Consider the following 24,925-nt stretch of genomic DNA (forward strand, 5'->3'; position numbering starts at 1 on the left):
ATTTACAAACACAAAAGCCAGCGTAATAGCTGGCTTTTTAGTGTGTAGTAAGCTGGTTATTTACCAAAAATAATATCGGTAATGCCTTCTGGTGAGAGTATTTCTATCCAGTAACCGTCAGGGTCTTTTATAAATGCTAAGCCCTTCATTGAGCCATCGTCTGGCTTTTTCACAAATTCTACATCGTACTTTGCAAAGCGTTCACTGGCTGCGTATACATCGGGTACACTAATACCAATGTGACCAAAGCCTTTAGGTTCTTGGTTACCGCTGTGGTAGCCCTCAAAGCTGTCGTCGTTTTCTGTGCCCCAGTTATGGGTAAGCTCAATGAGTGCAGGGCGACCAAATACCCATTTAGCTTTGGTTTTATCATCACCTTCTGGCTGCTCTGGCTCGTAGCCTAAAAAGTACAATGTAAACTTCATTTCAGGAAAGTCATACTTACCTAACAGCTTCATACCTAATACATTTTGATAAAATTCGAGCGACGGTTTGGGATCTTTAATACGCAACATAGTTTGCTGCATCACATAGCCTTTAGTGGCTTGTTCAATTTGCTCTGGAGATTCGTTATAGCTAGACATGGTAATCCTTTGTATAAATTAAGAAGCGAAAATAGAGATATAATGCTTAAGCTATCATAATCAACCATAAGTTAAATTTAAACTGCTTTAACTCATTACTTACCCTTTTATTCATATAGCTTTAATTTGTATGCGTGTACGGTTTAACTAAACGCTATAAGTAATTTTAAATACAAGGAGCCACTATGTTTTACGATGATATTCAGGGGTTATTACGTGTACTTACAATAGGTGTACTGGGTTATATTGCACTGGTGTTTTGGCTACGTATATCGGGTAAACGTACGCTTTCAAAGTGGAACGTGTTCGATTTTATAGTCACCATTGCGCTGGGCTCTATATTGGCGTCTGTTATTATTTCAAAAAGTGTTCCGTTAGCTGAGGGCATATTGGCGTTTGTTGTGTTAATAGGGCTGCAATATATTATTACGTGGCTTAGTGTGCGCTCGTCAAAATTTGCAGCGCTTATAAAAGCAGAGCCCACGTTTTTAATGAGTGATGGTGAATACTGCACTGCTGAACTTAAATCGCAGCGGGTAACTAAATCAGAAATTCGCGCTGCTATTCGTGGTGCAGGCATATTAGCCATTGAAGATGTAGCCGCAGTCGTACTCGAAACAGACGGCAGTTTTAGTGTAATAGCGCACAATAACAGTGGCTCTAAAACTGCGTTAAAAGATGTTTTTTAGCTATTTAATCGGCTGACAAATACCAATAATTTGAAGATTTAAAATAACTGTAAATAATATTACTTGTTGCATGGTTTTAATTCTGGAACGTATAATAACAAGTGTTAACTAAATGGAATTTGCGTAAATCGCAGCTTAGGCAGAACAGGTGGATAAATGAACAAAGGATTGTTAAAGACGTGGAAAACCGACAAAGGTTTTGGTTTTATTAAATCAGACACCCTAGAACACGACACATTTATACACATATCAGCGCTCAAACACATGAGCCGCAAGCCAAAAGTCGGCGACACCATTTACTTTGAAGTTGCAACACAGCCCGACGGTAAAACCAAAGCAATTAACTGCCGTATAGAAGGCGTTGCAGAGCTTAAAGCACCTTATCAAAAACACAATCAACAGCCGCACCGTATGGCTAAATCTAATTTTGCCAGTAGCTTTTTAGGTAAAGTTGCCTCAATTAGCATTATTGCCGTGCTTGGCTTTGTCGCAGTAAATAAATACAACCATTATAAAACTAACGAGCAATTTAATAACCATACTCCCGTTATTACCAACGCCGATTTAGCCACCTTTGATGAAAAATACCCAAAAGTCGTTATTCCTAAAAACACGCAAAATTTTACGTGTGATGGCAGGCAATATTGTACTGAAATGCGCTCACGCGAAGAGGCTGTATTTTTTATTAATAATTGCCCGAATACAAAAATGGATGGCGATGGTGATGGAAAACCTTGTGAGAACGATTCACGGTTTAAAACTGAGTGGTAATTTTATAAATCATTTAAAAATAGATTTATTAATGGCTGTATAAATAAAGCCATGTAAGTTTTGTCCCATAACATTATTGAAAGTCGTTTTGGGGTTAAATAACGAAGGCCATTAAATAACCCTTGTAGTTAGTTCTTACTAGTTATTTAGTGTAAATATCGAACAATGTAATATACGCCGTTTTTGGGTGTTATAACCCACCAAAGTGGGATTCAATAAACTGTTAGCACTACCAATCATAGTCTGCTGTTAACCTCCAAATATTTATAGGATTCATTGGATGAAACTTGAAAAAATTAAGATTAAAAATTTTCGTTGTTATAGAGAAGAAATAACTATTCCTGTCACAGAACTTACAGCGTTAATCGCAAAAAATGATGTTGGTAAGTCTAGCGTGCTTGAAGCCGTTGATGCTTTTTTTAACTCAGACAGGCTTGAGTCTGGTGATCGTTCTTCAGGGTTAAGGAATAGCGATAATGTTGAAATAACTTGTGTGTTTGGAGATATCCCTGAAAGTTTGATAATAGATACAGATAATTTAATTTCTCCATTAAACGAACATCTATTAAATTCAGAAAGCAAGCTTGAAATTAGAAGAGTATATTCTGGCGCAGCATTAAAATGTGAAGAAATCTACCTGAATGCTGTTCATCCAACAGCAGAAAATTTTAACGATTTATTTTCGCTATCAGTAACACAGTTGCGTAGTAGAGCAAGACAGTTAGAAATTGAACTTGATGATGTAAATCAAACCATCAAGTCAGCTTTACGCCATGCTATCTGGTCAAGTGTTCCTGTGAATGCTCTATCAAAAGAAGTGGTAGAACTAGAAATTAAAGCCAAAATCTGGAAACCACTACAGAACATCTTACCTTTATTTCAATTATTTAAATCTGATAGACCAAGTTCAGATCAGGATGCAGAAGCTCAAGATCCTATAAAGTTTGCAATTAAAGAAGCGCTTAAAGAAAAATCAGTGGATTTAGATGCTATAGGTGAGTTTGTACAAAGGCAAGTTGAAGAAGTTACTAACTTAACTATAGACAAAATTAGAGAAATGGACCCTGAATTAGCGAGTCAACTCAATCCAAACTTTTCAAACTTCAATTGGAGTAAAGTGTTTTCTGTTTCACTAACCAATGAAGATCAAATCCCTTTAAATAAACGTGGCAGTGGTGTTAGACGACTTTTTTTAATTAACTTCTTTAGAGCAAAAGCAGAACAGTTAGCAAGTGAAAGAGATGTTCAAGATGTTATTTTTGCTATTGAAGAACCAGAAACATCTCAACACCCTAATAACCAATTGTTGTTACTTGATGCTTTGAAGGAGCTTTCACTAGAAGATAATCATCAAGTTATTTTTACTACACACAACCCGATTTTAGCAGGGAGAATAGATCGAGACTCTATACGTTTTCTTGATAAAGCTGAAGATGGTACAAGACTACTTGCAGATAATGATGAAAATACATTTCTTAAGATCAAAGATAGTCTCGGTATGTTTGCCAACCACAACATAAAAGTGTTTGTTGGCGTAGAAGGACCTAATGACATTGAATACCTGAGTAATATATCAGCTTGTCTTTCAGCTACAGATGACAATATTGTCGATCTAAGACTAGCGGAGCAGAATGGTGAATTGGTTTATATACCAATGGGTGGTTCCACATTGGAACTATGGACGAATAGACTTGAGGGGCTACAGGTTCCAGAAGTACATGTTTTAGATAGAGATATTGAACCACCTGAAGCAGCAAAGTATCAAGCAGCAGCAGACAGAGTGAATGCAAGAGGAGATCATTGTTGCTCATTTATTACAAATAAAAGAGAAATGGAAAACTATATTCATTTTGAGGCTATTAATGAGGAATTTGAAATTACTTTGACAGAAAATTTCCAAGCATTTGATGATGTACCAACCTTAGTTGCGCAAGCAGTTCATGAAGCTTCAGAATCAACCGTTCCTTGGGATGAGGTAAGTGATAAAAAGCAAGGGCAAAAAGAAAGTAAGGCTAAAAAACGATTAAATCGAGGAGCTATAAATAATATGACTCCTGAGCGTTTAAGTAACATTGACCTTGATGGTGAAGTTTTATCTTGGTTAAATGAAATAAGCAGGCATTTGCGTATGTAGTGCTAATCGGGTAGCCGGAGGTCTCTAACCTCCAGCCCCTACACCACCCATCATGCGGGTCCGCAATGGGCGGTTCATCTCCCGTAATGAATATTGATCCAAATATCTCTCAATGACACTAAACCTTGTGACGCTAAGTAGTCATTGCCTAGCGCAATGTTAATTCCTTTTGTTTTTGAGCTTCTACAAGGGCCTTTACTGGTGATACCACAGGCTATGGCGAGTCGTTCGCTAACACCCAATTTCATTAAACTGCGTACTTTGGTGCGAGGTTTACGCCATTGCCGCCAGTAGCACATTCTTATCCTACGGCGGATCCAGTGATCTAAATCCACCGTTAGCTGATAAGCGTTGGCTATTAGGTAGTAGTGTCCCCAGCCGCGTACACCGATTAACAATGACACCCATCCTAAATTTTGCTCTTTTCGAAATTTAGGACTACGTTTTAGTTAGTGCAAAAAACGAGCAGGGTGTCTTATGGCAATTGCAAGAAAGCGTCAAGTAAGTTTGGTTGATACAAAATACTATCACTGTATTTCGCGTTGCGTGCGCCGTGCATTTTTATGTGGCGAAGACCGTTTTACTGGTCAATCTTACGAGCATCGACGAGGGTGGGTTGAAGATAAGCTGCTTGAATTAGCGAAGGTATTTTGTATTGATGTATGTGCTTACGCTGTTATGAGTAATCACACCCACTTAGTACTGTATGTTGATGATAAAAAAGCGAATCGATTAAACGATAAAGCGATTATCATTCGCTGGCATAAGCTCTGTAAAGGTACTGTACTTACGCAAAAATACATACAGGGTGGAAAGCTAAGTAAAGCCGAACTCATCTTTTTCAATCAAACAGTAAATGACTACCGCGAGCGCCTATCCAGTATCAGCTGGTTTATGCGATTATTAAATGAAGACATTGCCCGCAGAGCAAATAAAGAAGATAATTGCACAGGCCGCTTTTGGGAGGGGCGCTTTACGTCTCAAGCATTATTAGATGAAGCAGCCCTTGCTGCCTGTATGGCCTATGTTGATTTAAACCCCATTAGAGCAAAAATGGCAGAAACGCCCGAAGAGTCAAACCATACCAGCATCAAGCAACGCATAACACACGCAAAAGAAGGTAAGCAACCAAAACCACTACTGCGCTTTGCAGGCAAGCCTCGTCAAACAATGCCAAAAGGGCTGCCGTTTGAGCTTAAATCGTACCTTGAGCTTGTTGAATTAACAGGACGAATAATACGAGAGGATAAACGCGGGTATATTGATAATATGAACCTTCCTTTGCTTGAAAGGTTAAATATATCCCCAGAAAACTGGTTAAAGCTTACAACCCAATTTACGCGCGTATTTCATGGCGCAGTAGGCAGGCCAGCCTCACAAGCAAGTTACTGTGAAAATTTAAAGCGTAAACGGCGATCAAATATTAGCAATTGCGAAAAGCTACTTGCATAAAGCTTAAGCTACTCAGTAAAACTATTCAGTAATAAATCACAACTGCATTATGCAGTTATTTTCATGCGTGTAATTTAGGTTTAATAGGGCTAATGACTTATTTAACGGATGAAATAAAGTGACCCAGTTATAAAAGATAAATTCTTAACCTGAAGAGCGAATTTTTTGGCATTGTTTTGTTTGTTCAATTAAAGTGGCTGTCTAGTTTAGTTTAGTTTAGTTAGTTTGTGTAAAAGTTGAGATATTTTAAGTGCATATGATGAAAAACTACTACGAGACAACAATTAGCTTTAATAGCATTGAATTTTTGCCATATGTGCTTTTTATAGTTATAAGTTTAATCTTTATTGGGAGGCTCAAAAAATTATACGATTTATATATTAAACGGTTTTTTAAGTTTAATTTCTTCGTCTTATTTTTTATTTTTATTCTTTACAATCTAGTTTCTATAACTTCTTTATATTCAAAAATGCAATATATAGCTAAAATAAAATCGCATGAGCAGAGAGTTGTAACAGGCGAAATTGAAAAATTAGTAGAAAAAGAAGGGGCAAGTCGAACACAGAGTTTTTCAGTGTCAGGAGTATTTTTTAAATATAATAACTATCAAACAGCGCCATATTTTTTTGCAAACCGGAAATATAACGATAAGGTTATTTTTGATGGAGGTTATGTTGAAATACATTATATCCAAGATAACGGCAAAAATTATATTACCAAGTTATTCATAAAAAATGATTGAGCATTTACACCTAAAGAAATCGTCTACCGATATAAATTTTGATTCAATCTATTATCCCCTCTAAAAGCGCAGCGCCTCATACCAACTTTGTGAATTAGTCTTAAAAAATAAGATGGCTGTCACATTAAACGTAAAACATCGGCGAATTAGCACTCTAATACACGCTGATGTTTATAACTTATTTAAGTAACTACCTTACTAATAAGGTATTAGCCTTAGTCTTGTTTACGGTAAAGGCTTATTAAACAGATTGCCAAAAGTAACGTTGCAATCATGCCCGAAGCGCCAGCAACACCTGATGGGAGAAATCCATCACGGCCAAAAGTTATTAAAATACCATTGGCTAACATTGCAACTCCGCCAGCTAAGGCTGTAAGGCCTCCAATCGCTTTGCCACCTTTAGCAATAAAAGACAGTCCAAAAACAAGTGCTGCTAATCCCAATAATACTTTGGCTGCGTAGTAAATCATGAATGACAAAGACACCACACCACTAATTAAAGGTTGTGCGCCTTCTACGGTACCCGCAACTTTTCCAAATGTAGAAAACAAAGTTAGGCCAATGCTTACCTGAACTATGTTAAGTACTGCGCTAAACGCGATAGCCGACCAGCCTAGTTGAGCGTTTTTTGCTTGCACCATGGCAGAACCCGCAAAGGCAACAAGTAAAGTAAAAACGAGTGCTTCTAGTCCCCAAGCAAACTGTCTTGAAAAGCTAATTTGAGCACTGTAAAGGGCAGAAAAAATAGCCTGTGATATCGCTAACACCAACAATAAAGATGCTGTAATTAGGATGGTGCGTTTATTCGTAAATTCCATTTGGACCTCTTATAATTTTATATTTAATGCTTTTAAAAGCTGTAATAGCTCTCATACTTGGGTAAAAGACAGGTAAAACGAGTTAATTATTTCATGTAAACCTATAAAAGTATTAATTAATAAAAAATAGCCTAAAGCTATGACTTTTTGAATCTAAATTTAATTGGCAAAATCGTTTTGATTCAAGCAATGTGTGGTCTAAAAGCGCAGCACCTCTTGAGTATGTGGTTAAACGGCTTATTACTTAAAACGTTATGATAAAAACGTAAAATGAGACCAGTCACTTAACGCTGTAATAGTTTGCTTTGTAGGAGGGGCAACATAGATTAAACCTGCAATGGCAATAATTGAAGCTAGCGTAATTAATTTATTATCAAAGTCAGCTATTTTTAAAGCAGTGCCGAAAGAGCGTTTAATGGTGACATTACTTAAATCGACACTGTAAATTTCATCCAGCAATAAATGAATTAACCCGCCGAGTAAAATAAACCCACCTGTTAACCAAGCAAAGACGGCTGCTTGTGTAGTTGATTGGTCATTTAGTTTCCATGTTACTTGAGTTGTTAATAGCGCGCATAACAGTATAAATAGTAAAGAGTGGCAACTGCCTCTGTGTACTGTGATCCATTCAAAAATGGGTCTAATAATGTATTTCATAAATCCGTAAACCAATAAGGGCACTACGATTAACTCAACAAAGCTAATTTCAATAATGAGCTTGGTGGTTATGTAATGCAGTACCAGTAATACAGCGCTGAGTGCAAATAAGTTAAAAATAGTATCGAGTGACGTGGAGTTATCTGAATCTATGTCGGGTAATAAGCCGCCAATTGAGCCTAAAAACCATAACCAGAGTGCGCCCTTTAAATCAATATGGCCTGCAGATAATAAGGTGGCAGAGCATAAGCCTGTGATGATTACGGCAGTATTAAGATGAGTATTGAAATTTGCCATTGTATCTCTTGATAATAAAATAGGTGGGCATTCTAACAATTGAAAAGTTTATTGTTCACTATTCTTTATAGATTGGTCTTTAAATATGTTTTATCACTTTGATTAGTTGCTGCTTTTTACAATTCTTATTCTTTATTGTGCTTAGTTGTTCCACTAAATGGTAATTTTGGATAGAACAACTTTTCGTTAATGAAACCCAGCACGATGTATCTATTGTTAGCTATTAATATGTTATAGTGTTGCAATTGGTGTTTGATATAGTATAACATTCACGGTATTCTAATTTCCCCTTAATAGAGTTTGAATGTGACAACATCAACAGCAATTAATCAAAGATCACCAATAGAACCTCAGCGTGTGGAACAAACACGTAATAAAGCATCAAATACGACCCAAGCCACTAAAAACGAAGCAGTTATTGAAGTAGACTCGTTAAGTTTTAGCATTAAAAACAACATCATTTTAAAAAACTTAAGCTTCAGCGTGGCGGCAGGTGAGGTTTATGCGCTACTAGGAGGAAATGGTGCGGGTAAATCTAGCACCTTAAAAACGTTATTGGGTTTTAATAAGCCCACTAAAGGCTCTGTAAAAGTCGTGGGTAAAGAGGTGAGTAAAGCGCTTGATTTTGTACGAGGTAAAACCGCGTATTTGCCAGAGTCGGCTACGTTATATCCCCATTTAACTGCTCGTGAAAATGTTGAATATTTTTTATCACTCGCTGATATTAAAAAATCAGATGAGCAAATTAACGCGGCTTTTAATCGTGTTGCACTGCAACAAGATGCGTGGGATCGCAACATGCAAACTTATTCAAAAGGCATGAGACAAAAAACAGCGATTGCACTTGCGATACTGCGTGAAGCACCGATTTTTTTACTTGATGAGCCAACCTCAGGCCTTGATCCAGTTGCTATTGATGAATTTAATCAACTTGTACGTGAACTTGCATTAACGGGTGCGACTATTTTAATGGTAACGCATGATGTTTATGGTGCTTGCCAAGTTGCTAATCGCATTGGTTTATTAAAAAATGGCGAGCTGGTAGGAGAATTTAATGCCCCTGAGAATGGGCGTATTAATACCGAACAAGTTCATGCTGCCTTTGGTGATTATAAGAGCCGAGGCAATTAATGAGTATAAACAACGTTTCAAAAGTAGTGCTAATAGCCAAGGATGAATGGCGTTATTGGTTACGCTCTAAATTGGCAGTCACTGTGCTTGCCATTGGTTTGATCCTTACACTTTCTTCGGTAGTTGTAACGGCCATTACCATGCTGGAATTAAGCCATACTAGGCACGAACTGCAAACAACAAGCGATAAAAGCTTTGTTGATCAACCCGACCGCCATCCTCACCGAATGGTGCATTACGGGCATTATGCGTTTAGAACGCCTGCGCCGCTTAGTACGCTCGACCCCGGTATTGACGCTTACACAGGCAACTCTATATTTTTAGAAGGGCACAGACAAAATAGCGCAATGTTTGCAGATAGTCGCCAAGGGACTGCATTAACTAAATTAGGCAGTTTAACGCCTGCCTTTATAGTGCAAACATTAGCGCCGTTATTACTGATTTTAATTGGTTACAGCGGTATTAGCCGAGAGCGCGAATCGCAAACGCTTTCGTATTTGTTATCGCAAGGTACATCGGGTGTAACGCTAATTGCAGGTAAAGGATTAGCGCTACTTTCTGTTGTGGGTTTAATTTTGACTCCGCTTACGGTATCGGCTTTATTCACACTTGGTACAGGTGAAAGCTTACTGGCAGTTGTAAGTTTTGTTGTTGGCTACGCTTTATATTTAACTGTGTGGGTATTACTTATTTTACTGGCCTCTAGTGTGTTTAGTAAAAACAGTGGCAGTTTTACCGCACTTGCCTTTGTATGGATTTTACTGTGTATTGTTATGCCACGCGTAGCGAGTACGACAGCAGCTACAGTTGTGCCATCTGCCGGTAAAATAGAAACAGATTTTGCTGTAAAAGCCGAGCTTAGAAAGGTAGGCGATGGCCATAACACTAACGACCCTGCCTTTGAGCAATTTAAACAATCACTTCTTAAAAAGTACAACGTAAATAGCATTGACGAGCTGCCGGTAAACTTTAGAGGGTTAGTGGCAAGTGAATCAGAGGCTAAGCAAACTGAAGTACTTAATCAATTTGCCCAGCAACGTATGCAAGCTGAGCTTAAGCAAACGCAGGTATCGCGTTATTTTGGTTGGGTTTCACCAATGGTAGCGATTCGCTCGCTCTCTATGATTGTGGTTGGTACAAGTATAGAAACGCATCATCGCTTTTTACGCGAAACCGAGCAGCTACGTTTTGATTTTGTGCAAGGGCTTAACAAAGTTCATATTGAAGAACTTGATTACCAAGACGACATGAACCGCAATGCTGATGCCGCAGCCACTAAAAAAGCACGTGTTAGCGCTGATAATTGGAAAATACTGCAAAACTTTACCTTTCATAGCGATAGTGCGTTGGTGCGAGCCCAGCGAAGTACATCTGCATTTTTACAGCTATTACTGTGGATTGCAGTGTTAGCCGGCGGTATTAAGTTTGTAGGGAAACGTTTGTTATGAGCTATTTATTTTTACACCTCAAGCGAGAATTTGGCTTTTTACTTCGTCAAAAATATTTAGTGGTGCTTTTACTTTGTACATTTGCTGTGTCTGCCTTTGCCGTTATCAGTGGGTTGAGTGAAGTAAGTCAGCAACGCGAAACTATTGAACGTTTAAAATCAGCTGATCTAACCGAACGATTAAATGTGCAAACGCAGCAAACTGATGCAGGTATGTTGGCTTATTATACTTTTCATTTAACGTATTCAGCGCCTTCAAATTTAGCGTTTGCTGCTTTGGGTGAACGCGATATTTACCCATGGAAACACCGCGTAAACTTACTCGCTCTGGAGGGACAAATTTACGAAAGCGATGCGCAAAACCCTGAGCTTGCCCAAGCAGGTAAAATTGATTTTGCGTTTGTGTTAAGTGCTTTGGCACCGCTGATAGTGATTTTGCTGTTCCATGATTTATTTGCCAACGAACGTACCAGTGGTCGTTACGATTTATTAGTCACAACGTCGAGCTCTTACTTTGCTTTATGGGGCGCACGCATATTGGTGAGGTTTATTTTATTACTCGTGTGTTTAATGTTGCCATTCTATGGTGGCGCTTATGTAGCTGGTAGTTCAATTTATGATGTTTTATTGATAACAACTATGTGTGTTGCCTATCTAGTTTTTTGGGCTGCACTTTGTATTTGGATGGGCAAGCAAGCAAGTAGTGCGCCGCGTGTTGCCTCCGCTTTAATAGGTATATGGGTCCTAGTTGCTTTTATTATTCCTATTTTAGGTGATTTAGCGATTAACAAAATAGTGCATTCACCTAAAGGTGGCGAAATTGTACTTAGCCAGCGAGAGGCGGTTAACGATGCATGGGACTTACCAAAACAAATTACAATGGACGCCTTTGTAGCTAATAATCCCGCATGGAAAGATCATGTTGATATGCAAAGCGAGTTTGAGTGGAAATGGTATTACGCCTTTCAACAAGTAGGGGATGAAAAAGCGGCTGAACTTTCGCATGCGTACCGCGATGCAGCACGCAAAAAGTATCAGTTAGCTGGAATGGTATCGTGGTTTTCGCCTGCATTATTGTTACAACGCAGCTTAACGCGAAAAGCCAAAACAGATGCAATAGCGGCATTTAGATACGAGCATCAAATACGAGGGTTTCATAAATGTTTAAGGGAATTTTACTACCCTTGGTTATTTATTAAAGGTGAGCCCACTAAAGCTGCGCTTAACAACATGCCTAGTTTTAGTAAAACAATACTGAATAAAAAGGATGAGCCTGAGGTCATAGGCGTTCAGTTAAAATAAAATTTATGAGTCAACTAATTAACAAGGTTTATAATGAATACTAATAAAAAAGGGCTGAAACTTACTTATTTAAGCACATGTTTAGTGAGTTTATTTAGCAGTCAGGTAATAGCAGCTGATAAAAGTGAGCAAGTTGATAGTGTAAATATGAGTGTTATTGAAAGGCTTGCTGTTACTGGAACACGCCAAGCTTATCAAGGAAATTTTAGCCCTTTAGAAACGCCGCAATCAGAATTAAAAATAGATTTAGAAGCACTTGAAAACGCGGGTGCGATAAATTTAAATCAAGCGCTTGATTTATCGGCGTCGGTAGCGCGTCAAAATAACTTTGGCGGACTTTGGAATAGCTTTGCGCTACGTGGCTTTGTCGGCGATGAAAACTTACCAAGTAATTATCTTGTTAATGGGTTTAATGCCGGGCGTGGCTTTGGTGGCTCACGTGATTTGTCGGGTATTGAATCGGTTGAGGTGTTAAAAGGTCCACGTGCTGCTTTATTTGGCCGTGGTGAACCTGGCGGTACGGTAAACTTAGTAACTAAACGCCCAACGTTTGATACGAGCGGCGAGCTAAAGCTAAGCGTAGGAAGCTTTGATACCTACCGCGCTGATGTAGATTACACAACCCCCCTTAATGACGACGTAGCAATTAGGCTGGTTGGTTTTTATGAAGATGCCAAAAGTTTTCGCGATACGATAGAAACAACAAAAAAGGGCTTTAGCCCTTCAATTACATGGAACATTAATGACAACAGCCAATTAATATATGAGCTTGAATACAGCGACCAAGAAGTTCCTTTTGATAGAGGCGTATTAGCAATAGATGGCGAGCTTGGGCTTATTCCTGAAAGTCGCTTTTTAGGTGAGCCAGGTGATGGTCCAATAGAGGCTGACGTACTGGGTCATCAATTGGAGTTTATTCATGACTTTAATGATAATTGGAGCGTATTACTGGGCGCTAACTACCGTGATACGTCGCTTGAAGGGTTTGCTACCGAAACCGGTTTTGCGGGTGTAGTTGATGCAGAGGTAAATCGCTTTAGACGTTACCGTGATTACGATGCAAAATATCAGGTGTTTAGAGCAGAAGTGACGGGTAATTTAGAGGTTGCAGGATTAGAACACCGCTTAATAGTAGGTGTTGATTCTGATAAGTTCGAAAATGATCAATTTGTTCTTCGTGTTCGTGGCGATCAGTATATAAATGTTTTTAATCCTGTATATGGGGCGTATGAGTTACCTACGCCGACGGCCAATACCGATAAGTTAGAAGTTCAAGAGTCGTTAGGTGTATTTATACAAGACCAAATAAGCCTAACCGATAAGCTTGATATTCGCGTTGGTGTACGTTTTGATGATTACGAACAAACACTTAATAATCGTTTAGCTGATACGCAATCAAAACAAAATGAGTCACGTGTTAGCCCCCAGTTGGGTGTTGTGTATGAGGCGAGCGAGTTTGTATCTGTTTATGCTGCTTATGGCGAAAACTTTAGGCCTTTATCGGGCACTGATACAAATGGCGATGGGTTTGAACCAAATCAATCTACTTCAACAGAGTTGGGGGTTAAATTTACTTTAAACGATGGCGCTTTATTTGGCTCCATTGCGATGTTTAAAGTGGAACAAGACAACATGCTGGTGGTTGACGATCCTACTGCATTTACTTTTGCTGCAATCGGCGAAGCACAAAGCAAAGGCATAGAAATTGATATAAACGGTGAGCTAACGGATGATGTAAGCCTATGGCTATCGTATGCGTATGTTGATGCAACTATTGAAAACTCATTTTTTGATGCTAACTTTGGCTATACCGTTGAAGCGGGTAGTTCTTTATTAAATATTCCTAAGCATCAACTTAGTTTACAGCTTGTTAAATCAGCCGAGTTATATGGCAAAGCAATTAAGTTTGGCGCAGGTTTAGTTTATGTAGACTCTCGAAACGGCTTTTTTGGTACCGATTTTGAGCTACCAAGCTATTTAACAGCACGTACATTTATAGATGTTGATGTAACCAAAGCAATTGGCTTGCGTGCAGAGGTAGATAACCTGTTTGATGAAACCTATTACACTAACTCATTTGCTGATGCGTGGGTTCAACCGGGCACCCCCAGAAGTGTAAGGCTATCTGCAACGTATAAATTTTAAACGTAAACTAAAACGATATTAACAAAAAGGCTGCTTAAATTAAGCAGCCTTTTATTTAGTTAAAAACTTAGTTAAAAACTCAATTAAAACGGTGCATAGCCGTCGTTAGTTTTTTTAGGGTTAATCCAGCGCTGTTTAGCATCAATAGGAATCCGTGGAGCCCCTTGTGCTGGTAATCGACCGCGCTCTCCATACAGCCACAATACAAAGTTAGTTCGCTCACCACTGGTAATAGGTTTAGCTGCGTGTGCAATATTGCCACGATGTAACATGGCAGTACCTGGCTTAAACGTAAGTGATTTAATGTCACCTGTGTACGGGTGATAAAAGTCAACTTCTGACCCTGTAAACTCTTCACTTGGTAAATTTAAGTTAATGTTAAGCGTTACAGCTGATGCGTCGGTATGTGGGCGAATTGACGCATCTGTACTTGGCTCATAATAAATGGAAAAGCCAAATGTTTGTGTATCGTAGCCAATTATTTCAGGAAACAATAAGCGCGAAATAGGGCGCATATAAGTGTTTAGTATTTCGTTATAAAATGCCTGAAAGCTTGGCGCGGCTAAATAACCTTCTGATCGGCTATCAAGCATGGCACCACGGCGATTTAACACTATGCCGTATGGCGGGCGCATAGGAATTTGCGAATTCCATACTTGTTCTAAATATCCGCGTAATACTGCTAGGCGCTCAGGATCAAAAAATTGAAATTGAAACACATCAGGCGCAACTTCGTGTAATAACGCTTTTACGGCCAGCTCTTTTGATGGATCGTCCCATGCTTGTTTTACTGCTTCACGTAGGTTTTTATCAAGTAGTGTGTCGTCAAGCGTAAACGTTGAGCTATCTAATGTTGTTTCCCATTCGATCCACGCGTTTGTAATTAGGTCGGTGTTGCTATTCCAAAAGTGTTGTACTGATTGTTCACGGTAAAGCATGGCTTGTCGTGTTGGTAATTCTAGAGCACGCGCTAGCTGTAATTGGTTGGCAAACATTTTGTGTCACTCCAGTTGTTGAATTTGGTTTATATCAATCTAGGGGTGCAATTTATTGCATTTGATTTAGTAGATAAACAGCCTGCTTTGGGAAACAGAATATACTATTTATTGATAATGAAGGTTTGTATACTTATTTGAAGCAGAGAAAGCTAGTTTTGTAGATAAGTAAAAGGCTGCACAATATGCAGCCTTTTGTTGGTGTAATTTAAGTTGCTTAATAAATACTAGTGAGTTGCTCTGTCGCCCCAAATTTCTTCTAGACGGCTGTCGCGACCACAACGCCAACGATAAGTGTTGTATCGGATTGGGTTGTTTTTGTAATAATCTTGATGAAAGCTTTCCCTACCTTTAATAGGGTAAAAGGTACTTGCGTTTAGTATAGGTGTAACCACAGTTTGATTAGGAAACTCGTCTACAACAGCTGCTTTTGTTTTTTCAGCTAATTTACGTTGTTCGTCGTTTTGTACAAATATAGCGCTTAAGTAACTAGGGCCTTTATCGCAAAATTGGCCTCTTGCATCAAAAGGATCAATATTTACCCAGTAATGATCAAGTATACCTTGATAGCTTACTATGGCCGGATCGTAAGTAATTTCTACGGCCTCGTAATGGCCTTTATGATTACCATTGTATGTCGGGTTTTTAAGTTTACCGCCAGTAAAGCCCGATATTACATCGGTTACACCTTCTAGCTTTTCAAAATCACTTTCCATACACCAAAAACAACCTCCAGCTAGAACGGCTTTTTCGGTTTTAGCTGCATGAGTAAATGTGCTAAACAATATTGCGGCAGATGTTAATGCTAATGCGAGTGATTTTTTCATAAAATTATCCACCTGAAGTGTGAGTTTAAATACTTAAGAAGTTAGACCCGCTAAGTGCTAATACTATTTCGTGCTTTGACAAGTTATATGGTCACTATTTAAGTTAGTAGCATGGTTTAATTGGGTTAGCCAAGTATGCGTTATTTAATGGGGTGTTGAATTATGTTTACGTGTTCATTAAAGTGACAACATTCGTGATATAAATTAGCAGGTGATAAATGAACCAGTTAACAGAAACTTCAATAAGCTGCCCTTATTGTGGAGAAAGCATAGAAGTATTACTTGATGCAGCAGATATTGATGAGCAATACATAGAAGACTGCCAAGTATGCTGTAAGCCTATTTCGTTTGTGGTATTTGAAAATGATGACGAACTAAACGTTAATGTTTACAGCGAAGACGATGCATTTTAACTCGTTAATTGGATAGTCGGCTGCAAAATTGCAGCCTTTTTACTGTGTATGTGTTTGGTTAGCTATTTTGCTCACGCGCTAATTGGTTAGGGAGAAGTTCTTCTACTATTTCGCGTGCTGGAAGTGTATAGCGTGTGCCGTCAAACATTACTGAGGTAAACTCGTTAATATTAGTAATGCCTGTTAAGGTCCAGCCTTCGCCGCGCTTTGGGCAATATACTGTGGTAGTGGGTTGTATTACTTTAAAATCGTCACTCATTACGTTATCCACTCTTTTTGCTTAAAGATAATGCTTGTTAATGGGGTATGGTAAGTTAATAATGCGTGCCCATAAAGAGCTAATTTAACTAACCACTTAAATAAAATGTTTAATACCACAAAGCTTGAACGCGTTACGCTGCGTTTAATTACCCACAAACACGCTGCGTGTTTATTTAATATTTTAAACCACCCGGATGTGTCAGAATTTAACGACTACGAAACACCGCTTAGCAAAACACAAATCAAACAATTAATACAAGATGATATTAGTGCCTACTACGAAGGCGAAGTGATTAGAGTCGCAATTGAACATAATACATCAGGGAAGTTAATGGGTACTTGTGGGCTTTATAATTTAACGCCGTGTAAAAGTAGTGCCTTTATAGGGTTTGAGCTGCACCCCGACTTTTGGGATAAAGGCATAATGTTTGAAGTAGTGAGCGGTTTTATTGAAACCCTAGTTAAGGATATTGCGCTTAAACATTTGTCGGCTGAGGTGAGTGCACACAATGCACGTTCCCATAATTTACTTATTAAGTTAGGTTTTAGCTTAAGAGAAAATTCTATTTGGCATAAATCACTTTAACTCAAGACGGCAATTATAAGTGCTTATCTTTTTTGAATCCTCAATCCTTAAAGCTCAGTAAATAAAATACAAAAAATAGCGGCTTTCTATTATAGTTAAGCGTAAGCAAATGAATTTGTTACCCGTGTTTTATTAAACATTTACGCTTAACAAGGATTTTATATGCTAGATAAACTCTCTCAAGATGCGCTTGTAATTTGGGCGACCATTGACCCTATAGGCACTATGGCGCTGTTTGCCGCACTTACTTCTCATTTAACAGATCAACAACGTCGTAAAACTGCATTTAAAACGGTGCTTTATGCCGGGGGCGTATTATTGGGTTCTATTTTAATAGGGCAACTAATACTTAATGCGATGGGAATTAGGTTGGTGTCGTTTCAGTTAGGGGGCGGAATTATATTATTTTTGTTTGGCCTGCAAATGATTTTTGGAAACGATTCTAACAAAGCTAAACAAGACCCCGATCACGATATTGCGGTGTTTCCGCTTGCTATACCTGCAACGGCGACTCCTGGCGCTATTTTGGCGGTAATACTACTTACCGACAACCATATTCACCCAATTACTACTCAAATAGGCACAGCGCTTGTTACACTTGGTGTGTTGGGTATTACTTTAATACTGTTGCTGCTTTCGGGTAAAATTATTAAGCTAATTGGTACTGGCGGCGCGTCTATTTTAACGCGTGTGATGGGCATGATTTTAGCCGCGTTTTCGGTTGAGCTTATTATGACCGCGCTGGAAATAAAGCAATGGGTTAAGCTCGATTAAATAACTCCTAAACATTGAAAGGAATGCCGTATGGCAATAAAAATAACAAAACACTCTTTTATTAATTTAAGTTTAGCCGTAGTCATTTTTGCTATTGGTATTTTAGCCATACGTTATTACAACCATTATGTATCGGCCTATACAGATGTAACAATTAACTCAAGCGTGCTTAATGAGTCGCGCAAAGTGTTTATAAGATTACCTGCTAATTACAATCCTAAAAAAGCGTATCCGTTAATTATTAAAACCGATGGTAACTTTAATTTAGATACATGGGATAAAGCACTTACAAAACAAGCTAAGAGCGAAAAAGGGGATAAGGCTATATTGGTGTCTATTCCTAATTTGTTTTTTACAGATACACGTAATCGCGATTTAGTGCCTCCTTATGCCCGCCAAGATGTAAATACACAGGCGCGTCCAGAGCACGAAACACTGATTGAACCAAATGGCGAAGCCGACAAGTTTTTAGCGTTTATTGAAACTGAGTTACTCCCTTATTTATCAGCAAAATATAAGCTTAATAATAATCGTGTATTAAGTGGTTTTTCGGCAGGTGGTAGCTTTGTACTTTATACACTGCATACAAAGCCTGAACTGTTTAATGGCTATTTTGCTTTTAGCCCAGCTGCTTGGTACGACGACATGACCGTAGTTAATAATGTAAAAGCATTTTTAACTACTCAAGCAAACAAAGTTAAGGCGCCTACTTATTTATATCTATCGGTTGGTGGGGCAGAGCACCCGTTAATGTTAAAAGCGTTTAATAATTTAGAGGCCGCTTTAACAGCCAACCCTAATAATAACCTTGTGTGGCAAAGCGCTATAAACAAAGGTGCTGAGCACTCAGATAATCCACCACTTAGTGTAGCTAAGGCATTAGCTGGTTATAGTACGTTTATTAAAAAGTAGGTTAGATTGATTTAAAGCGTTAACTGTGTGTATATACAGTTAACGCTGTTCTGTGTATTTAGAATGCTTAATCAGCTTTATAGTACTTTACTTAATTCAATATTATCAACGACTTATAAAATTAAGCTGATTTAAATTATTTTTGTCAGGAAATATGCACACTGTGTTTATATACAGTGTATGACTGTTGAGTTAGAATGCAGTCAGTACCTATGAGCATATACACATCTATTTGTTACTGCTTTTAATCAGCCTTACGTATTTGAGTGTTCAGCAATAACCAGTGTAAATGCTTTGCAATTTCAATATAGTTTCTACGCTTAAATCAACTTAACATAAATTGGCTGGTGGCTTTATAGCAAAAGAACACATCATACTAAATATTGTTATAATGCTAAACTTAGCAATAAAGTTAAATTATAAAAAGTAATCAAAGAGGTAGTCAAAATAATAAAGCCTGCGATAACTACATCCACTAAAAATATAAATGCCGAGTGTGGACTATGAGTGATTAATTAAAGTTTTCCTCGCTCATTGTAATGAGCAGCAAAATGGTAAACGTAAAAATAGGGGCATCGTGAATGGTGCTATTACAAATTAAAAAAGCAGATAGCAATGCGGCTGTTAATATATTTGTTGAAATAGCCTTAAATGCAAAATTCAGTATTGAAAAAAGTATGGCTGAATAAAAAAAGCCCAGTTAAAAAAGTTAAAAGGGCTAAAAGGGTTGTGCTTAGGGATGTTGTAGTCGTTTTATAAACTTATATTCAAAACTTATATCTAAAACCAAATGCTATACCGTCATCTTCCGACTGCTCCATTTGTGCTTGTTGATCGTCGTTATCGCTTTGAAAGTCGCTAAAGTCTTTACGCGCTTCTACGTAGGCAATAGTGTCTTCGTCAATTAAGTAGTGAAGGCCAATAACAGCAAACTGACGCTTAAATATATCGTCTGGGTCGGCGTTAAAGTTTGGCTGAATTACGTAATCATCACCGGCATCAAACATGTTGTAGGCAATAAAAGGGCGAAAATCGTTATCAAAGCGGTAAGATGCAAATGTTTCTATACCGATTGCGTCTTTAATTAAGCGACCAATGTTATCTGTGTCGTGATTTTTGTTTTTATTTACGTTGGCAGCAACGTATAGGCCGGGCTTATCAATGTTGCCCCACATAATACCTGCACCATAAATTAAATCTTCAACATTGCGAGTAGAACCATCGCCAAACGTTAAATCAAACTCACCACGGTTAACACCTGCTGTAAGTGTTAGCATGTCAGTTGGGGTATAAGTTACAGACGTACCAAATGTGTAATTAAATTCAACTTCTTGGGCTGCACTATCGCCAGAGTTCCATAGCGCTTCACATTCTTCTTCTGAAATGTCGGTTATGTCACAGGTATAGAATTCGCTGTTTTTAAGCTGCGCTTGTACTGCAAAACTAAAATCGTTATAGCGATTGCGGTACTGCACTAATTTATCTCCACGGCCAGTGCCATTAACAGCGCCATCGTCTTTGTTATAGGTGTAAACACCAGCTGCATTACCATCCCATACAAAGCTATTATTTGTGCCGTAAACCACGTCGTACCATGCACCCCATTGTTTACCAATAGTTAGTTGCCCGTACTTTTCGTGCGAAAGGCCTGCGTAACCTAAACGGTTATACAAAAACTCGTCCTGAATAGACTCAAAACGATTGTTATAAATAATATCACTGCTGCCAACAGGGTTTACACCCCATTCCACGAGTGCAAGGGCAGTCCAGTCTTTCTTAAGCTTTCGGGTAAATCCAAAGTTGATGCGCGAAGTACCGTTAACAACTTCGGTTTCGTTTTGTGTATTAATTACACGTACATCAAGATATCCACCTACTTCAACAGTGTTTTTATTATCTTTGTATAACTCTACTGCCGAAACAGCGGGTGCGAATACAATACTTGCGCTAATAAGTGTTGCTAATTTTTTGCTCATCTTGTGTGTTGCCCTGTGTAAATTGGTCAGTTTTTTACGTAGGTAAAAATTCAGATTCAAAGGTTAACAAAGCAATAAACAGCTCAAAAGTGAAAAATACTCACTAAAATTAAGCGTTAAACTTAATATATATTCACTAAAGGTTAATTTTGTTTTTCAAGTGTTGCTGAGGTTTGTTTTTTTAGTTGTTTTGTAGGGAAAAAGGATTGGTAATAAGTGGTGTGTTAAAATTATAATTTGAATTAATTTCATCTTGGTTAAAAAATAGTAACTAGTGCAAAAGCTCTAAAATCGCTTTTTTTTCATAAATATAACTTTTTATTCTTATAGGTTGCAGCAAAATGAGTTAAGTAAACACACAAACACGTTAAAAGTGCTTTTACTCTAATCTGTATCCCTATTTCTAACCCCTCATGCCTGTTTATAAAAAATAATTTTTGGATTTTAATTTGCATAAAAATTAACGAAACCATTAAATCTAATCCGTTATTTTAGCTACCAACTACATAGTCATAATAAATGGCTAAAACGTAGTGGTCTGCCTTTAAACTTTCATAGAAAAACAGGCCATTTTGGTTTAAACTGCGCGCAATTTAAATACATCATTACTCCTTTGGAGGGTAGCGCTATTATTAGTACAGCTAATGTCACCATGCAATTTGGTGCTAAACCATTATTTGAAAATATCTCAGCAAAATTTGGCGACGGTAACCGTTACGGTTTAATCGGTGCAAATGGTTGTGGTAAATCAACATTTATGAAGATTCTAAGTGGTGAGCTCGAAGCGTCTTCAGGTAATGTAAGTACTGATCCAAATGAACGTGTTGCTAAACTAAACCAAGACCAGTTTGCCTACGAAGAATACTCAGTAATTGATACTGTGATCATGGGTCACAAAGAGCTGTGGAAAATAAAACAAGAACGTGACCGTATTTACTCTTTACCAGAAATGAGTGAAGAAGACGGTATGAAAGTAGCCGATCTTGAAACTGAGTTTGCTGAAATGGATGGTTACTCTGCTGAATCTAAAGCAGGCGAGCTTCTATTAGGCGTAGGTATTGGCACTGACCAACATTTTGGCCCTATGTCAGAAATTGCACCTGGTTTTAAACTTCGCGTGCTACTTGCACAGGTGTTGTTTTCAGACCCAGATATAATGCTACTTGATGAGCCTACCAATAACTTGGATATTTACACCATCAAGTGGTTAGAAGACGTGTTAAACCAACGCGACTGTACCATGATAATCATCTCGCATGACCGTCACTTTTTAAACTCTGTGTGTACTCACATGGCCGATATTGACTACGGTGAGCTACGGATTTACTCAGGTAACTACGACGAATACATGTTTGCAGCAACGCAAGCACGTGAGCAGCTACTTAGCGAAAACGCGAAGAAGAAAAACCAAATTGCTGAACTTCAACAGTTTGTTTCTCGCTTCTCTGCTAACGCATCTAAAGCTAAGCAAGCAACATCGCGCGCTAAACGTATCGACAAAATTCAGTTAGACGAAGTTAAAGCATCTTCACGCCAAACGCCATTTATTCGTTTCGACCAAGAAAAGCAGTTATTCAGAAACGCGCTTGAAATGACAAACCTAACACAAGGTTTTGACGACAATACGTTGTTTTCTGGACTTGAAGGTTTAGTAGAAGTTGGCGAACGCATTGCTATTATTGGTGAAAATGGTGTTGGTAAAACAACATTACTTAATACATTAGCAGGGCGCTTAGCACCTAAAGCTGGTGAGTTTAAGTTTTCTGAAAACGCGAATATTGGTTACTACGCGCAAGATCACGCTGATGAGTTTGCAACCGACATGAACTTGTTTCAGTGGATGGAGCAATGGCAACAAGAAGGCGACGACGAGCAAGTGGTTCGTAGCTTCTTAGGCCGTATGTTATTCTCTCAAAACGATATTAAAAAATCAGTTAAAGTAATTTCAGGTGGTGAGCAAGGCCGCATGTTGTTTGGTAAAATTATGATGCATAAACCAAACATATTGCTAATGGATGAGCCAACCAACCACATGGATATGGAATCTATTGAAGCGCTTAACTTAGCCCTTGAAGCTTATGAAGGTACATTGATGTTTGTCTCCCACGACCGTCAGTTTGTATCATCGGTTGCGACCCGTATTTGGGAAATTAAAGACGGTAAAGTTATCGACTTTAGAGGCAACTACGCAGAATACCTAGCGAGTAAAGAAGCTTAATTAGCTATTTACCCGTTAACTCTAAAAAGCCATGTTTAAACATGGCTTTTTTTGTTTTTGTGAGTCGCAATTAAACTTGGTTTGGGTATAATACCCGCCTAAAACCGGACATAAGTCCGCTATTTTTAAAATACATTACTGAGGAGTATTTATGACTGTTGGCATTATTATGGGTTCTAAATCAGATTGGCCAACCATGGAACATGCAGCACTTATGCTAGAGCATTTTGGCATTAAGTACGAAACCAAAGTCGTGTCTGCACACCGCACTCCTCAATTACTTGCTGATTACGCAAGTTCAGCCGCAGAACGTGGTATTAAAGTTATTATTGCTGGCGCTGGCGGCGCTGCGCATTTACCAGGTATGGCAGCTGCTTTTACGTCGCTTCCTGTACTTGGCGTGCCTGTAAAATCAAAAGCATTAAATGGTGTTGATTCACTTTTATCTATTTGCCAAATGCCTAAAGGCGTTGCAGTAGGTACGCTAGCAATTGGTGAGCCGGGCGCAGCAAACGCGGGGTTATTAGCTGCACAAATTTTAGGGTGTCAAAATCCAGAAATTTTTGCAAAAATTGAAGCGTTTCGTAAAGCGCAAACCGACACTATATTAGCTAATCCAAACCCTGCAGAGTAATAATGAATATTTTAATATTAGGTGCAGGGCAACTTGCACGTATGATGAGTCTTGCCGGCGCGCCGCTTAATTTAAACGTTGTGGCGTACGATGTAGGCAGCAAGCAAATTAAGCACCCACTAACAGGCGATGTTTATAGCACGTCGCTTGAGCAAGCTATATCAAACGCTGATGCCATTACTGCCGAGTTTGAGCATATTCCTGATGACGTACTAACACTTTGCTGTAACAGCAATAAGTTTTACCCAGGTAAAGCTGCAATTAAAACCGGTGGCGATCGCTCGCTTGAAAAAGCATTGCTTGATAAAACAAACGTAACTTGTGCGCCGTACCAATTAATTACTGAAAAAGCGCATTTAGAACTTGCCGTTAAAACCCTAGGTAAGCCACTTGTAATTAAAACATGCCAAGCGGGTTACGATGGAAAAGGCCAATGGCGTTTAAAATCGGATGATCAAATAGATGAAATTTGGTCACAAATGGCTGATTTTATTGCATCAGGCACGCAGCTTGCGCCACATACGATAATTGCTGAAAAAATGATCCCGTTTGATCGTGAAGTATCTATTATTGGTGCGCGCGACAAACACGGTAATGTTGCTATTTATCCGCTAACAGAAAACGAGCACACCAATGGTGTATTGACGCTCTCTATTGCCGGTAAAAATAATCAAAATGTTGAAGCTCAAGCAAACAATGCATTTACAAAAATAGCAAACGAGCTTAACTACGTTGGCGTATTGGCTATAGAGTTTTTTGATGTACAAGGCACATTACTCGTTAACGAAATTGCACCGCGCGTACATAACTCTGGCCACTGGACGCAACAAGGTTGCCATTGCTCCCAGTTTGAAAACCACATGCGTGCTGTTGCAGGTTTACCGCTTGGTAATACAGAACTTAAACACGTTACAGCAATGATTAATGTATTAGGACAATCAAGTATACCGAGTGAAATTTTACATATAGCGAATGTTACAAGTCATTGGTACGGAAAAACAGCAAAGCCAGGGCGTAAAATGGGCCATATAAATGTATCGGCTACAAATATAAATGAACTCGCCGATAAGCTTGGCGAACTTTCAGAATACCTACCTGAACAAGAGTACCCTGGTATTTTAAAAGCAGCTGCCAATTTACTACTCAGTGAATAGTTATCA

The 24,925-nt window shown here is 38.6% G+C and carries 23 protein-coding genes and 1 pseudogene; 16 read left to right on the forward strand and 8 right to left on the reverse strand.

Annotated elements, in window-relative coordinates:
* Positions 1-56: 56 nt before the first annotated feature.
* On the reverse strand, positions 57-584 hold the full coding sequence (gloA, locus tag DO88_RS10570) for a lactoylglutathione lyase (protein WP_008133768.1): 528 nt from the start codon (positions 582-584) through the stop codon (positions 57-59).
* Positions 585-769: 185 nt separating this feature from the next.
* Between gloA and DO88_RS10565 the strand changes: the two genes are divergently transcribed.
* From DO88_RS10565 to DO88_RS10555, 3 genes are all read left to right on the forward strand, one after another.
* Positions 770-1,273 carry a DUF421 domain-containing protein gene (locus DO88_RS10565; RefSeq protein WP_033039082.1) on the forward strand — a complete coding sequence of 168 codons (504 nt, stop codon included), beginning with the start codon at positions 770-772 and terminating at the stop codon, positions 1,271-1,273.
* 156 nt (positions 1,274-1,429) lie between these two features.
* Positions 1,430-2,044, forward strand: coding sequence for a cold shock domain-containing protein (locus DO88_RS10560; RefSeq protein ID WP_033039085.1), 615 nt, complete (start codon positions 1,430-1,432; stop codon positions 2,042-2,044).
* Positions 2,045-2,324: 280 nt separating this feature from the next.
* Positions 2,325-4,178 (forward strand): ATP-binding protein, encoded by a 1,854-nt coding sequence (locus DO88_RS10555; RefSeq protein ID WP_033039086.1) that lies wholly within the window; start codon positions 2,325-2,327, stop codon positions 4,176-4,178.
* Between the two features lie 74 nt (positions 4,179-4,252).
* Here the strand turns inward: DO88_RS10555 and DO88_RS10550 are convergent.
* A pseudogene (locus tag DO88_RS10550) lies at positions 4,253-4,564 on the reverse strand (group II intron maturase-specific domain-containing protein); the annotation flags it as partial.
* A 91-nt stretch (positions 4,565-4,655) separates the two neighbouring features.
* On the opposite strand from DO88_RS10550, the gene DO88_RS10545 reads away from it, so the two are divergent.
* Both DO88_RS10545 and DO88_RS18895 read left to right on the forward strand, forming a co-directional pair.
* Positions 4,656-5,630: a transposase gene (locus DO88_RS10545; protein WP_033039090.1), complete on the forward strand. Its 975-nt coding sequence runs from the start codon at positions 4,656-4,658 to the stop codon at positions 5,628-5,630.
* 469 nt (positions 5,631-6,099) lie between these two features.
* Positions 6,100-6,372 carry a hypothetical protein gene (locus DO88_RS18895; protein WP_149605304.1) on the forward strand — a complete coding sequence of 91 codons (273 nt, stop codon included), beginning with the start codon at positions 6,100-6,102 and terminating at the stop codon, positions 6,370-6,372.
* A 215-nt stretch (positions 6,373-6,587) separates the two neighbouring features.
* Here the strand turns inward: DO88_RS18895 and DO88_RS10535 are convergent, their stop codons facing one another.
* Entirely contained in the window at positions 6,588-7,190 is a 603-nt protein-coding gene (locus tag DO88_RS10535) for a thiamine biosynthesis protein ThiC (RefSeq protein ID WP_033039095.1), read from the reverse strand.
* 252 nt (positions 7,191-7,442) lie between these two features.
* Positions 7,443-8,144 carry a metal-dependent hydrolase gene (locus DO88_RS10530; protein ID WP_033039098.1) on the reverse strand — a complete coding sequence of 234 codons (702 nt, stop codon included), beginning with the start codon at positions 8,142-8,144 and terminating at the stop codon, positions 7,443-7,445.
* Between the two features lie 306 nt (positions 8,145-8,450).
* Here DO88_RS10530 and DO88_RS10525 point away from each other — a divergent pair, with 306 nt between their 5' ends.
* Genes DO88_RS10525 through DO88_RS10515 form a run of 4 tightly spaced genes read left to right on the forward strand, consistent with a single transcriptional unit; the run spans position 8,451 to position 14,169 of the window.
* Positions 8,451-9,275, forward strand: coding sequence for an ABC transporter ATP-binding protein (locus tag DO88_RS10525; protein ID WP_198022406.1), 825 nt, complete (start codon positions 8,451-8,453; stop codon positions 9,273-9,275).
* The gene (locus DO88_RS10520) at positions 9,275-10,723 is read left to right on the forward strand and encodes an ABC transporter permease (protein ID WP_033039099.1); all 1,449 of its coding nucleotides are present in this window, start codon (positions 9,275-9,277) and stop codon (positions 10,721-10,723) included. Before DO88_RS10525 ends, DO88_RS10520 begins: the two co-directional genes overlap by 1 nt.
* Complete coding sequence (locus DO88_RS0118285) at positions 10,720-12,024, forward strand: DUF3526 domain-containing protein (protein ID WP_033039102.1); 1,305 nt, start codon at positions 10,720-10,722, stop codon at positions 12,022-12,024. Before DO88_RS10520 ends, DO88_RS0118285 begins: the two co-directional genes overlap by 4 nt.
* 33 nt (positions 12,025-12,057) lie before the next feature.
* Entirely contained in the window at positions 12,058-14,169 is a 2,112-nt protein-coding gene (locus DO88_RS10515; RefSeq protein WP_033039104.1) for a TonB-dependent siderophore receptor, read from the forward strand.
* An 83-nt stretch (positions 14,170-14,252) separates the two neighbouring features.
* Here DO88_RS10515 and DO88_RS10510 read toward each other — a convergent pair whose 3' ends face one another.
* Positions 14,253-15,164, reverse strand: a complete 912-nt coding sequence (locus tag DO88_RS10510) for a 2OG-Fe(II) oxygenase family protein (protein ID WP_033039108.1) — start codon at positions 15,162-15,164, stop codon at positions 14,253-14,255.
* 227 nt (positions 15,165-15,391) lie between these two features.
* Positions 15,392-15,991, reverse strand: coding sequence for a peptide-methionine (S)-S-oxide reductase MsrA (gene msrA, locus DO88_RS10505; RefSeq protein WP_033039110.1), 600 nt, complete (start codon positions 15,989-15,991; stop codon positions 15,392-15,394).
* Positions 15,992-16,209: 218 nt separating this feature from the next.
* On the opposite strand from msrA, the gene DO88_RS10500 reads away from it, so the two are divergent.
* Complete coding sequence (locus DO88_RS10500) at positions 16,210-16,404, forward strand: CPXCG motif-containing cysteine-rich protein (RefSeq protein ID WP_002962627.1); 195 nt, start codon at positions 16,210-16,212, stop codon at positions 16,402-16,404.
* A 58-nt stretch (positions 16,405-16,462) separates the two neighbouring features.
* Here DO88_RS10500 and DO88_RS10495 read toward each other — a convergent pair whose 3' ends face one another.
* Positions 16,463-16,663, reverse strand: a complete 201-nt coding sequence (locus DO88_RS10495) for a hypothetical protein (RefSeq protein ID WP_002962626.1) — start codon at positions 16,661-16,663, stop codon at positions 16,463-16,465.
* A 105-nt stretch (positions 16,664-16,768) separates the two neighbouring features.
* Between DO88_RS10495 and DO88_RS10490 the strand changes: the two genes are divergently transcribed.
* The 3 genes from DO88_RS10490 to DO88_RS10480 all read left to right on the forward strand — a co-directional run bounded on the left by DO88_RS10490 (position 16,769) and on the right by DO88_RS10480 (position 18,937).
* A complete protein-coding gene (locus DO88_RS10490; RefSeq protein ID WP_007377174.1) occupies positions 16,769-17,251 on the forward strand; it encodes a GNAT family N-acetyltransferase in 483 nt (160 codons plus the stop codon).
* A 162-nt stretch (positions 17,252-17,413) separates the two neighbouring features.
* The gene (locus DO88_RS10485) at positions 17,414-18,025 is read left to right on the forward strand and encodes a MarC family protein (protein ID WP_033039113.1); all 612 of its coding nucleotides are present in this window, start codon (positions 17,414-17,416) and stop codon (positions 18,023-18,025) included.
* Positions 18,026-18,055: 30 nt separating this feature from the next.
* Positions 18,056-18,937: an alpha/beta hydrolase gene (locus tag DO88_RS10480; RefSeq protein WP_033039117.1), complete on the forward strand. Its 882-nt coding sequence runs from the start codon at positions 18,056-18,058 to the stop codon at positions 18,935-18,937.
* Between the two features lie 767 nt (positions 18,938-19,704).
* Here DO88_RS10480 and DO88_RS10475 read toward each other — a convergent pair.
* On the reverse strand, positions 19,705-20,913 hold the full coding sequence (locus DO88_RS10475; RefSeq protein ID WP_033039120.1) for a porin: 1,209 nt from the start codon (positions 20,911-20,913) through the stop codon (positions 19,705-19,707).
* Positions 20,914-21,541: 628 nt separating this feature from the next.
* On the opposite strand from DO88_RS10475, the gene DO88_RS10470 reads away from it, so the two are divergent.
* The 3 genes from DO88_RS10470 (at position 21,542) to DO88_RS10460 (ending at position 24,919) form a co-directional block, all read left to right on the forward strand.
* Positions 21,542-23,131 carry an ABC-F family ATPase gene (locus tag DO88_RS10470; RefSeq protein WP_084166023.1) on the forward strand — a complete coding sequence of 530 codons (1,590 nt, stop codon included), beginning with the start codon at positions 21,542-21,544 and terminating at the stop codon, positions 23,129-23,131.
* Positions 23,132-23,282: 151 nt separating this feature from the next.
* Complete coding sequence (purE, locus tag DO88_RS10465; protein ID WP_002962540.1) at positions 23,283-23,765, forward strand: 5-(carboxyamino)imidazole ribonucleotide mutase; 483 nt, start codon at positions 23,283-23,285, stop codon at positions 23,763-23,765.
* 2 nt (positions 23,766-23,767) lie between these two features.
* Complete coding sequence (locus DO88_RS10460) at positions 23,768-24,919, forward strand: 5-(carboxyamino)imidazole ribonucleotide synthase (protein WP_007377167.1); 1,152 nt, start codon at positions 23,768-23,770, stop codon at positions 24,917-24,919.
* Positions 24,920-24,925: the final 6 nt, after the last annotated feature.

This window comes from Pseudoalteromonas sp. S3431, from assembly GCF_000690035.1.
Lineage (GTDB): Bacteria > Pseudomonadota > Gammaproteobacteria > Enterobacterales > Alteromonadaceae > Pseudoalteromonas > Pseudoalteromonas fuliginea.